Origin of the sequence: Psychrobacter urativorans (assembly GCF_001298525.1) — a bacterium.
Classification (GTDB): domain Bacteria; phylum Pseudomonadota; class Gammaproteobacteria; order Pseudomonadales; family Moraxellaceae; genus Psychrobacter; species Psychrobacter urativorans_A.
In genome coordinates this window covers 2,363,587-2,375,268 of record NZ_CP012678.1, presented here as the reverse complement: position 1 = coordinate 2,375,268, position 11,682 = coordinate 2,363,587, and the positions used below count along the sequence as shown (strand labels likewise).

Sequence of the window (11,682 nt, the reverse complement as noted above, 5' to 3'; positions counted from 1 at the left end):
ATAGCTTTGTTCAAATAAAAGGGGGAAATGTTTATGACATCTACTCCTTTTATTTATACTTAAGTACTATAAACCCAGCACTTGCTTAATCGCCTTAACGTAAGTACGACTTACCGAAATTTTAGCGCCGTTTTTTAATACAATCAAATAGGTTCGATTAAACCAAGGCTCTAACACCGCTATTTGTTTGATATTAACGATATAACCCCTATGTACTTGAATGAAATCGTCCCCAAGTTTGTCCATCATTTTATAAAGCAAAGTATCTGTTGTGTATTTTTTTTCTACTGTTTGGATATATGCTTGCCGATTCTCAGTACCGATATATAAAATATCTTTAGTATTGATGACGATAATTCGATCATTTTCTTTTACGGTAATACTATATTTTTTCTCTTTACTCATCGAAGGTGCGGGTTCAGCATTACTCTCTAAACGAGGCATACTAATCAATTTTATCAACTTGTCCACCGCTTTTAGCAGTCTAACTTTATCAATGGGCTTAACAATATAATCTATAGCATCAAGCTCAAAAGCATCTAATGCGTACTCACCATAAGCGGTGACGAACACAATCATAGGTCGCTTTTTCATATTACTAAATTGCTTAGCAAGATCTAAACCATTGCCATTTTCCAACTCTATGTCCAAAAATACCGCATCTGGCTGTTTCTCATTAATATCCCACAGGGCTTGATGAATATCCTCCGCTTCACCAATCACATTTATCTGCCCTGTATCATTGAGCAAATAAATCAATTCTTGTCTTGCCAATAATTCATCTTCAATCACATAGACATTCATCAGCACTTTTCCCTAAGTTTTAGCTGGCAAGCTAATAGAAACACACGTTCCCTTACCAGGATGACTACTGATAGCGAACCTAGCATCTTGACTATATAATGCGGTAAGCCGTTCTTTTATATTAAATAGTGCCGTGCCACTGCCATCCTTTGAAGACTTGACCACACGTTCACCCAAATCTACCCTGCGATTTAACTCTATGCCAACACCATTATCCTTCACTTTAATAGTAATTAGATTATCAGTACCAACTCTAATTTCAATAGAAACGATGCCTTTTATTTTTGCCTTTTTAAATTCGCCATGCTTGATGGCATTTTCAACTAAGGGTTGGATAATAAATGGTGGGATAAGTAGATCTGTTGCATCACTATCTATTGCTATTTGCACATCAAATTTATTGGGAAAACGAGCTTGTTCAATGGCTAAATAAGCTTGTACATTTTCCATCTCTTTATCAACCGATACTAAAAAATCGCCAATGCCTGATAAGTTGTTGCGTAGATATGTCGATAAGTGTAGTAATAAATCTCGAGCGAGCATGGGATCAATTCTACATAAAGCGACAATGGTATTGAGCGCATTAAATAAAAAGTGAGGTTGAATTTGCGATTGTAGTGCTTCTATTCTCGCATTTTGTAATAACTTATTGTGTCGCTCAATCTCGCCAATCTCTAGTTGACTTGAAAAGAGCTTTCCTAACCCTTCAATCAGCTCTCTTTCAACAGCAGTAATGTGTATCGAACTGCCATAATAAAAGGTAATGGTGCCAATTGTTTTATCCTGAACATAAAATGGCAGTACTACCGCTGCGCGGCTTTTAGCTTTATTTGAAAATACCCACTTTGATTTTGATTCACTTAGTACAGATTTTCCCGTTTCTAACACTTTTTTACGCAGGATTAAATCTTGCTCACTTTTTCTGTTTTGATCCGCAGCTGTTCCTGTGTACGCAAGTTCGCGTAACCCTCTGGTTATCGCAACATGCTCCACACCTGTTAACTGTTTAATTATTTTTATACTTTCTTTGGCAGAATTTTCATCCAATCCTGCGCGAAATAAAGAGAAAGTGCGATCAGCAATTGAAAAGGTTTTTACCGTCTGATTTGCTCTCGTTCTTTCCTCTTCTTGCACCGTATTGTAAAATATCATCGCACATATCCAGATACCAATACTATTAATAACAATGATTGGAACACCTGTAAAACTGATTAATTTGAGCGCGCGCATATGATCAGTAGTTAAGATGGGAACAGCTATAATCTGAATGGTTAAAATAATGATACTGATAAAAAACATATGCTTGGGTCTAATGAGACTCATACCCCGACGCTTGTAGCCAAACCAGCCTGCAAGCGCGCCTCCTAAGATAGATATCCAAAAAATAGAGTCGCTAATAAAGCCACCCATCAATAAGCGGTGCCCGCCTGCAATCACGGAAGCACCGATACCAACGATTGGACCTGCAAAAAAGCCGCCAATGATAATACCAATATTGCGGGTATCTGCTACAGCATTATGCGAATTAAGCGTAGGATTCCATAGGCTTGAGACAATCCTTTGGTTCTCAGGCTCTACAACAAGCGCTGTATAATTGCCAATAACCCCAAACATGCCAAAAATGATGATTAAAATACATAAATCGCCAATACCGACCCGATAGTAAATCATTTTTCTAAAGATAGATAAGCGTGTGATTAGAAAAGCAATGGTTATAATCAGTGTCATCCTTGACAACATTTGTGTGATCAATTCCCACATTAAGACATCTCATTGTTGTAATGAATATAGATATTATCTTATAGGTAGTAACCAAACTAATAATTACTATCAAGCCCTTCACTAAATTGCAATGGGTTTATCAGACCTACTAATTTAGAATAAAATACCTATTTACTACCCCGCTTCCAGCTAAAGCCCCAGTTAAAGGCTTTGTCCATTTCTTGATGACCTTTAAAATATTCATTAATACGTTCAACATTGATGCTGCCATTTTGATTGACTAAGCGCGCAATTGCACACATAGGTAAATTGCCTGCGCCTTCAGTTAAGCGTGTCTCAATCGGTGGCTGCTCAGGGACATGAATGGTGACCACACCATCGGTTTGCGCCCAATTCGGTGCGCCTTCATAGATGAAAGCAAAGATAAATATTTCCTCAATTTGCGCCCATTGTTGACCATTAATATCGAGCCATTCTCCGCCACTGGTCTGCCCCGTTCTATCATCGGCGCGCAAATACACGTAAGGCGCTGATGATAAGCTGCCAAAGCGATTACCCAATGCTTGAATCAGTGTTTTCTCACCAGTTTTAAGATGAATCATCGCCCCTACATCTAAATCAATGCCGCCAGCACTATGCGATTTAAATAAATCAGATAACAAGCCTTTTTTGGGCGCTTGTTTGTCGATATTTGGCTTTTGGTTCCAATTGAGGTTGACCGATATTTTGCCGAAGTCATCACGCTTTTTAAGATTAATACTGGATTGATTTTTAGTTAAGGTAATTTTGCTTAAATTAACTGAAGAAGCTTTTGTGTTAGCTGTGGGAATCGGTGGTGGACTGCCTGCTTTTTGAGTATTGATAGGTTTTTGGGTATTGATAGCGGCAACGGGATTAGCCTGTGTGGGTACATCATCGGCAATCTCAACGCCAAAATGTTCGGATAACGGTTTCAGTCCGCCATCAAAACCTTGGGCAATAAAGCGAAACTTCCAACTGCCCTGCCGACGATAGCATTCTGCTAAAATAATGGCTTTTTCACTGCGCCCTGTCGCACTGAGCTGACAACTGAGTAACACTTGATTGCCTCGCATGACTTGAATGTCAACATCGCCAATCTGCGCAAGGGGTTGATCGCTTGAAAATGCGAGCGCAATTTTATCAATATTCACAGGCTGTGCAGGTAGATTGATATCAAAAAAACCATCGCTATCATGACCGCGAAAGCTGACATTGCCATCATCGCTGCGGGTCTGACCATAAAAAATCATATCACCATCACCGCGCACCCGTCCATCGGTAGTCAAACGATAGGCGGCACAGTCAATAGCGTTCTGACTCATAATACGAATGCTAATATTGTCATTCGGTAAAGGTGCATTGGCTCCGGCAATCAAGGTTTGGCTCATAGTTTATCCTTATCATTCATATTATTTTTTATCGTGGTGCACAGCGTATAGTAGCACGAATGTCTACTATTGCTTAACGAGCTCATCTAGCAAAATAATTGCAGCGAACCGGTATGCAAGTTATCGTTAAGCATTTATATCCGGCTGCATTTGTATATAATGGCGGTGATATAAAACAGTAAATAATAAAATAAATAACGTAGGTACTGAGAGAATGATGAATAACGATAACAATACTCATAGCAACCTTCAAGTTGACGTGGCAGCATGGTTGGCTGAAGGTCAATCTAGCCAGCGCGATATGCTCAAAAGCCTACAATTATTAAAAGCACAATTTCCCACTCCTTTTAACGTTATTGCCTCACATCGCCAAGAGCGTCCAGAAATTTTTGAGTTTGCGGATAACGTGTATTATGAGCCAGCCAATACTATGGCTAATAATGATATCGTTGATGATGAAGATGAGCCTATCCTTGAACAGTACCTTGAAGCAGTTATGCCGCGCTGGCAATTTGTATTAGAAAATGCCAAGCAAAATAACGTTAAAGTCTTGCTCACAGGTCGTAACAGTCGCGACTATGAAGCCCATCGTGAGGCATTTTCTGCCGCCGGTATTCGCTTATTAACTGGCGCTACTAGCGTGTCCGCCTTAGAAAGTATTGATGATAAATTTGCGTTTATGCAGCACTGTCACGCGCATAATATTCCAGTCGCCCAAAGCTGGCGTTTTGATAATACCGCCGAGCTAACTGCCTTACTTGCTGAACATGACCATCAGCCACTATGCGTGAAGCCGGTGACTGGCATTTTTGCGCAAGGGTTTTGGCGATTGGATACTGGTAAAGATACAGATGAGCGCTATGATAGCTTTGAGCATTTATACTTCACAGAAGATAAAAAAATAAGCACCACGCAGTTTATTAATGCTTATAGCAACAGCCAAATGATGCAGGAGCAGCCCGTTCCGATGCTATTAATGCCGTATTTATCGGGGCAGGAATATTCTATCGACGTAGTGTGTGAATATGGTGACGTGTTAGCCGCCATCACCCGCCATAAAACGGGTAAAATTCAACATATCGGCTATGACGAATCGGTTATGGCAGTGGTTATTCCCTTAATTAAAGCGTTTGGCTGTGATGGCATTGTCAGCGTACAGACCAAAGCTGACGATGATGGCAATCACCGTGTGCTTGAAATCAATAGTCGTCCCTCTGGTGGCATTGGTTATACCACTCATAGCGGTGTCGACTTAACGCAAGTCGGCTTTGCTTATTGGCTAGGGTTGACGGCTAAGCCAAAACTAGAAAATATTATTAAACAAATTACGCCCTGTCAGGTGCGTTCTATCATGATGAGTGCCAAGCTTTAATAGGTTAAACAAAGCACTAAGGAGTGTCATGACAGCTACGTTCAAGAACATCGCCGTACTTATCGATGCTGATAACACTTCTGCTCATACAATTGGTGATATTTTAAAAAAAATAGAAAGCTTTGGATGTATCACTTGCAAAAATATCTATGGCGATTGGGGTAACGCCCATATTCAAGGATGGCGAGAAGCACTGCTAACCCATACCTTAAATCCCATACAACAATTTGCCTATGTCACCGGTAAGAATACGACCGATATTGGCATGGTTATTGACGCGATGGATTTGCTGTATAGCAACCAATACGACTGCTTTTGTCTGATTTCTAGTGATAGTGATTTTACTGCTTTGGCGCTGCGTATCCGCAAAAATCATGTAAACGTTTTTGGCTTTGGTAAAAAAATTACGGTTAAGGCTTTTTTTCAAGCCTGTGATAATTTTTATTATGTTGAGGACTTATTACCGTTACCGCCCATACCAAAGAAAACTGTAGCAATACCCAAAAAAAACTCTGCTCAAAATAATTTAGTAACGCCCAAACGAGTTAAAATACCAGTCGCAATCCCACCAACCACCGATACGTCCAAACGTTGGACAACCAAGCAATTAAAAACCCAAACACACTTGATTAGTATCTTAAATAAACTGACAACAGAAAATCCAAAGTCTGATAAAGGCTGGTCACATTTGTCTTATATTGCCAGTCAAATCAACCAACATCATCAAAATGTAAAATGGGGGAAATACGGCTATAAGAAGTTTTCGGATTTGATGATAGCGTTAGACGTATATGAAGTACGCCAAGTCAATAAGAGCTTGTCTATTAAGATAAAAGAAGCGGCTAAGACCACCATAATTGCCAAAGCTAATCCGCAACAAGCAAGCAAAGCATGGGATGAACAGCGGCTAAAATGTGATACGAAACTATTGAACAGCCTACGTGCTGCTATTAATAACAACCCTAAAATGGAAGCCGGACGCTGGGTAAACTTTGGCGCAGTTCGCCAAGCCATGATGGCACATTATCCCGATTTTACCCCACAATATTATGGTTACACTAAACTTCCCGCTATTATCAAAAAAATCAGTTTGTTTGAAACAAAAACGGTAAACTCCGCTCTTTATGTGCGCCAAAAAACATCATAATTAGTGGTCACTGAGCAAAAAATTATAGCCATAGCGACAACGCTAATTAATGCCTATAACCAACATGAATGCAGCAGCTGACACGGCGAATTTAAGGATAAAGTAAGCCAATAAAAAGGGCGCTAATAGTTTCAGCTATTAGCACCCTTTTATCATCCTACTCAAAAACATCTGTCATGAAAAGTAAAAAGTATCTAATCGTCTTATTAAGTGGCTCGCCTTCAAGTCCTTAAACAACCATTACAATGCCGGTGGCGTACCTTCAGCATTAGAAAGCACCGCATCAATTTGTATTAAAGCATCCATCGGAATAGCGGACACCCCAATGACCGTTCTGGCAGGTAAATCACTGTTAAAGAAGCTCGCATAAATATTATTTACCGCAGCAATATCAGCAATATTTTTAAGTTGAATCGTTACTTTAACGACATCGTCCATGACATGATTAATACTCTCTACTATCGCTTTGATATTGTCTAAGCACTGCGTTGCTTGTGCCGTTATATCGCCTGCAACTATCTCGCCTGATACAGGACTGATAGGCAATTGCGCTGAGATATTATTATAATGAGAAAACGCAACGGTTTGCGTTGACAGCGAATTTTTTGGGGCGTTTGTGGTATTGTTGGCTTTTATAACGATGCCATGTCTGTCTTCAACGGCTTGCGGAGGCGTGCCATCGCCGTGCGATACCACAACATCAATCTGTACTAACGCATCCATCGGTAACGCTGACGCCGCACTGACAGTTCGTGCCGGCATATAGCCTACCGTTCTAGCAATCGCTGAATCTGGGAAAAAGGTCGTGTAAACTTCATTGACAGCATCCGTATTTGCAAGGTCTGTTAAATAGATATTTACTTTGACAATATCATCAACAGGCACATCGATACTCTCTAAAATAGCCTTGATATTTTTTAGGCACTGTCTGGTCTGCTCTTTGACGCACCCAGTCACTAAGCTACCGGTGTTAGGGTCGATAGGCAATTGCGCTGAAATATTATTGTAATGAGAAAACGCGACCGTTTGCGTTGACACGGATGTTTTTGGGGCATTGTCCGTGTTATTTGCTACTTTTATCAGCTCACAAGGTGCTTGCGGATGCGTACCTTCACCATTTGAAATGATAGCGTCTATTTGTATCAATGCCTTATCCATAGGTAGCGCGGCTACGGATAGCACCGTACGTGTAGGCAGATAGCTTTGGAAAAAGTTAGCATAAACTGCATCTACAGCGGCAATATCAGCGATATTTTTTAGGAATATCGTTATTTTGACGACATCATCCATGACATGATCGATGCTATGGGCGATGGCTTTGATATTGTCTAGACACTGGGTTGCCTGCGCGCTTATATCACCTGCGACGACTTCGTTTGTTGTTGGGTCAATAGGTAATTGACTGGAGAGATGGTTATAATGAGAAAACGCCACCGTTTGGGTTGATAGTAAGCTCTTTGGGGCACTGTCCGTGTTTCTGGATGCTTTTACAATGATAGTAGTCATGCGCAGATAAGTCCTATTTAATATTTATTGTTATATCGCTTTTGGGTGAGTGTGGCTTTTGGTTTGATACTGTTTTTTTGGAACTGCTTTTTTCTCGCACTACTTATTTTGAGACGAGACCATTGAAGCTAAAAAACCGCCACTAATGGTAGATAACTTTACCATAATAGCCATTCATATACCTACTAATAAACTTGGTTTGGGATAAGTAAAACAAAGCATAAGAAGATATTTTAATTCATCAAAGTAAGTGCAATAACAGTAAAACGTCACGGTTGTGGTTGTGATAAAATCGCGGCAATTAATAGTAATATACAAAAAAATTTAAACATGGGATACATCGACACGATGACTGAGACTTACAATGACGCTACCGCTGATCATTTACATCAATGCGCCATCACCCTACCTCGTGGTACGCTTGCCCTAACGTATCAGATAAATGCAGCAACCAAACGCGTCAATGACAAGCACAACCTAGATACCGACGTCCAACCTTATCAATTAGCAGACTTGTTAGATTTTGCACAACGTATCAATCCAAAACGGGCATTTTTATTTGTATCAAAAGTGCTCGGTCGGCATATCCCTATTGCACCCATTACCATGCGTCAGGCTTTTACTGATTTGGCAAATTTAGTGCCCAATCATTTATCTGAGCCTATTTTAGTGATTGGTATGGCAGAAACTGCGGTTGGTCTGTCGGCTGGTGTCCATCAAGCCTTGCAAACTCGCTATCCACAAGCGATATTACTAAATTCTACTCGTCACGCGCAGCACGATGAGGACAATAAAAACACTTTGCTCACCACTTTTAGCGAAGACCACAGTCATGCCAGCCAACATCTGATATATCAAAGTGCCGATAGCGTTACCCAAGCGCAATTACTCGCCAGTAAAACGCTAATTATGGTCGATGATGAAGCCTCAACCGGTAACACTTGTATCAATGTGGTTAGCGCCTTACGTGATGCAGGATTGACGCAATTAGAGCACGTTCATCTAACGACGTTGGTCGATTGGTCATTAGGTCAGGCAGGCATGGATGACGCTTTATCTGAGCACTTACCAGATATCGACTTTCATCGCCACCATTTACTATCTGGCGCTTGGCAGTGGACGGATGCACCCAATCCTGAGCCAATTATTATGCCATCAGTTGATACCACAGCGGCAGGTTCGCAGCCTATTTTATCTACGGGTCATTGGGGACGTTTTCCAACCCTTGATAGCACAAATGGTTTTGATAATTATCTCGCGAGCTTCCAAACTGCCTTTACACGTTTTAGTCGACAAGCAGCAGTTGATAAAGAGCAGTTGCCAAAAAGAATCTTGGTATTGGGCAGTAATGAGTTTGTTTGGTTGCCGTTTTTATTAGCCGAATGGCTAGAGCAAAACACGAATATAGATAGCATTAACAGCACTGTTAAATTTAGTGCGTTAACCCGTTCACCGATTGCGCTTGGTGGCGCGATTCATAACATGCTGAGCTTTACCGATAATTATGGTCTAGGCATGACCAACTTTGTTTATAACGTCGAGCCTAGCGACTGGGATTTGATTGTCCTGTGTGTGGAAACCCCTGCGGATAGCGTTGATGCCATGTGGGCAGAGTTAGATAATGTGTTGGTGGTGAGTCCTGCCTCGTCAATTCTATTATAAAATATACATTTATGGCGTACGGACAATCCTATGACGACTACTTTTTTTCAGCCTAATTCCAATATCATCAAGCCTTATGCCTTAATGGATTTGGACGACACACTATTTCAAACGCAGCGCAAGATTGATGCTTGGGAGTTACCAACCGCTGAACCTGAACACTTAGTGTGCGCGACGGTTAATAAACAAGGCGAGCCATTAAGTTTTATGAGCCAACGTCAAGCTGCATTCTTTAATTGGCTACTTGCCAGCACCGAATTGATTGCAGTCACCGCTCGTGATACCTCTGAAATTAAACGGGTCAAATTACCGTTTGACAGTTGGCAAGTATTGACTCATGGCGCAGTTATTTTAATGCCAAATGGTCAGCCGCTTAGTGACTGGCAGCAAAAAATGAGTGAGCAACTCTACCCTCTACAAGATAAGTTAAATCAGCTCATTCAGCTAATCTCTGAACATCGTGCACAGAATGATAACGGTCATAATGATTTAATATTTACGATGCATACTGACTGCTTTCATAATAAAGAATTAGTCATTTATTTGGCGATTAAACATGCAAAAAAAGATCATCAAGCGTTGGAGTCATTAGCCAAGCAATTACCGATATTGATTCCGGATTTTGATACGCATTTTTATGTGCATGTGAATGCGAATAATTTAGCGATACTGCCGCACGCTGTTCATAAGCAACATGCCGTACAGTTTTTATTAGCGCATCATTTAGATAATCAGCGACCCAGTTTTGGCTTTGGTGATAGCTTGGCAGACTTACCTTTTCTGCAACTATTAGACTGGTATGGTATGCCGAGTCGCGGTCAATTACATTCACAACTTCAAACGTGGCACGCCTAATGAATCCTATAAATCCAGCTATTAACCCAGAGCAACTTACCTTAAGTGGATTTGGTTCAGGCAGTTACCTTGGCAGTGATGTGACGGTGCTGCTTGATATGGTCGATAAAAATGTGGTTGCCGATGTGCCTGTTGCGCAAAAGGAGGCGTTAATCCAAAGTGGTCAGCGCCATTATTCAGATATGATTACCTTAGAGGGCGCACCAAGTGCCATACACGAGCACCTATATGAGCAAGCCTTAGTACAAGGGACACCACGAGCGGCTCATGATATTGCCAATCTTGCGTATTCATTACATCAGTTATTTAATGCCAGCGTGAATAGCGAACGCCCTTTGGTATTGGTGAGCTTAGTACGTGCAGGCTTGCCTGTTGGCGTGTTATTACAACGTGCTTTGGCAGATAAAAATAGCACCTATGCACTGCCAAGCGCGCATTATGGTATAAGCATCATTCGTGATCGTGGGCTTGATCCAGTAGCATTGCAAATGATTTTGAAGACGCATCCAAATAGCCCAATTGTCTTTGTCGATGGCTGGACGGGTAAAGGGGCGATTTATCAAGAATTGGCAACCAGTCTTGCGCTATTTAGTGATCCTAATCATCCAAATTATGCCAATATCTTTCATCAAGGAATTGGTGTTATTCCACTTCTCACTCTTGCCGATCCCGCAGGCGTTGCTTGGCTTGCGGCAAGTGAAGACGATTGGTTGATTCCATCAGGATTGCTTAACAGTACGGTATCGGGATTAATCTCACGTAGCTTATATACAGCGCCGCAAGAAGGGCTACATCGTAGTGTGTTTTATGATGACTTAGTAGACGGTGATCACAGCTTGGCGTTCGTTAATCATATTGATGCGGCTCGACAACAATTAACGGCATTACCTGAGCAATTACCAACCTTTAAACAGCCGCGTTATAGCACCAAACCCATCATTGACATGCTAGCAACGCGCTATCAAATTACTAATCGCAATCGTATTAAGCCGACCATTGCTGAGGCAACGCGGGCGATATTACGCCGTGATCCTGAATGCGTATTACTGGCGGACAATAATCATCCCGATACTGCTTTATTGCGGCATTTATGTGCCGAGAGAGATATTAATATGGTTATGTTAGGTGCTAAAATACTCCCCTATCAAGCGGTTACGATTATTAAACAGCGCAACACCAACAATTAACAGCGTCGATAAGTGCAT

Annotated in this window: 9 protein-coding genes; 5 read left to right on the top strand and 4 right to left on the bottom strand. The window is 41.1% G+C overall.

What is annotated here, in order from left to right:
* Positions 1-66: 66 nt before the first annotated feature.
* From AOC03_RS10305 to AOC03_RS10295, 3 genes are all read right to left on the bottom strand, one after another.
* Positions 67-792 (bottom strand): LytR/AlgR family response regulator transcription factor, encoded by a 726-nt coding sequence (locus AOC03_RS10305; protein ID WP_162199621.1) that lies wholly within the window; start codon positions 790-792, stop codon positions 67-69.
* A 24-nt stretch (positions 793-816) separates the two neighbouring features.
* The gene (locus tag AOC03_RS10300) at positions 817-2,565 is read right to left on the bottom strand and encodes a LytS/YhcK type 5TM receptor domain-containing protein (RefSeq protein ID WP_062535717.1); all 1,749 of its coding nucleotides are present in this window, start codon (positions 2,563-2,565) and stop codon (positions 817-819) included.
* 128 nt (positions 2,566-2,693) lie between these two features.
* Positions 2,694-3,935: a TerD family protein gene (locus tag AOC03_RS10295; protein WP_062535715.1), complete on the bottom strand. Its 1,242-nt coding sequence runs from the start codon at positions 3,933-3,935 to the stop codon at positions 2,694-2,696.
* 214 nt (positions 3,936-4,149) lie between these two features.
* Here AOC03_RS10295 and AOC03_RS10290 point away from each other — a divergent pair, with 214 nt between their 5' ends.
* The gene (locus AOC03_RS10290) at positions 4,150-5,307 is read left to right on the top strand and encodes an ATP-grasp domain-containing protein (RefSeq protein WP_420480439.1); all 1,158 of its coding nucleotides are present in this window, start codon (positions 4,150-4,152) and stop codon (positions 5,305-5,307) included.
* 28 nt (positions 5,308-5,335) lie between these two features.
* Complete coding sequence (locus tag AOC03_RS10285) at positions 5,336-6,454, top strand: NYN domain-containing protein (RefSeq protein ID WP_062535713.1); 1,119 nt, start codon at positions 5,336-5,338, stop codon at positions 6,452-6,454.
* A gap of 240 nt (positions 6,455-6,694) precedes the next feature.
* Here the strand turns inward: AOC03_RS10285 and AOC03_RS10280 are convergent, their stop codons facing one another.
* Positions 6,695-7,960 (bottom strand): RidA family protein, encoded by a 1,266-nt coding sequence (locus AOC03_RS10280; RefSeq protein WP_062535711.1) that lies wholly within the window; start codon positions 7,958-7,960, stop codon positions 6,695-6,697.
* A gap of 348 nt (positions 7,961-8,308) precedes the next feature.
* Here AOC03_RS10280 and AOC03_RS10275 point away from each other — a divergent pair, with 348 nt between their 5' ends.
* Genes AOC03_RS10275 through AOC03_RS10265 form a run of 3 tightly spaced genes read left to right on the top strand, consistent with a single transcriptional unit; the run spans position 8,309 to position 11,664 of the window.
* Complete coding sequence (locus AOC03_RS10275) at positions 8,309-9,622, top strand: phosphoribosyltransferase domain-containing protein (protein WP_062535709.1); 1,314 nt, start codon at positions 8,309-8,311, stop codon at positions 9,620-9,622.
* A 30-nt stretch (positions 9,623-9,652) separates the two neighbouring features.
* The gene (locus AOC03_RS10270) at positions 9,653-10,477 is read left to right on the top strand and encodes an HAD hydrolase family protein (RefSeq protein ID WP_062535708.1); all 825 of its coding nucleotides are present in this window, start codon (positions 9,653-9,655) and stop codon (positions 10,475-10,477) included.
* On the top strand, positions 10,477-11,664 hold the full coding sequence (locus AOC03_RS10265; RefSeq protein ID WP_062535706.1) for a cysteine protease StiP domain-containing protein: 1,188 nt from the start codon (positions 10,477-10,479) through the stop codon (positions 11,662-11,664). Before AOC03_RS10270 ends, AOC03_RS10265 begins: the two co-directional genes overlap by 1 nt.
* Positions 11,665-11,682 lie beyond the last annotated feature (18 nt).

What these genes read in the sequence shown, in the direction of transcription:
- AOC03_RS10265 (WP_062535706.1), top strand. Translation starts at nt 10,477, where the DNA reads ATGAATCCTATAAATCCAGCTATTAACCCAGAGCAACTTACCTTAAGT.
- AOC03_RS10290 (WP_420480439.1), top strand. Translation starts at nt 4,150, where the DNA reads ATGATGAATAACGATAACAATACTCATAGCAACCTTCAAGTTGACGTG.
- AOC03_RS10280 (WP_062535711.1), bottom strand. Translation starts at nt 7,960, where the DNA reads ATGACTACTATCATTGTAAAAGCATCCAGAAACACGGACAGTGCCCCA.
- AOC03_RS10285 (WP_062535713.1), top strand. Translation starts at nt 5,336, where the DNA reads ATGACAGCTACGTTCAAGAACATCGCCGTACTTATCGATGCTGATAAC.
- AOC03_RS10295 (WP_062535715.1), bottom strand. Translation starts at nt 3,935, where the DNA reads ATGAGCCAAACCTTGATTGCCGGAGCCAATGCACCTTTACCGAATGAC.
- AOC03_RS10300 (WP_062535717.1), bottom strand. Translation starts at nt 2,565, where the DNA reads ATGTGGGAATTGATCACACAAATGTTGTCAAGGATGACACTGATTATA.
- AOC03_RS10275 (WP_062535709.1), top strand. Translation starts at nt 8,309, where the DNA reads ATGACTGAGACTTACAATGACGCTACCGCTGATCATTTACATCAATGC.
- AOC03_RS10270 (WP_062535708.1), top strand. Translation starts at nt 9,653, where the DNA reads ATGACGACTACTTTTTTTCAGCCTAATTCCAATATCATCAAGCCTTAT.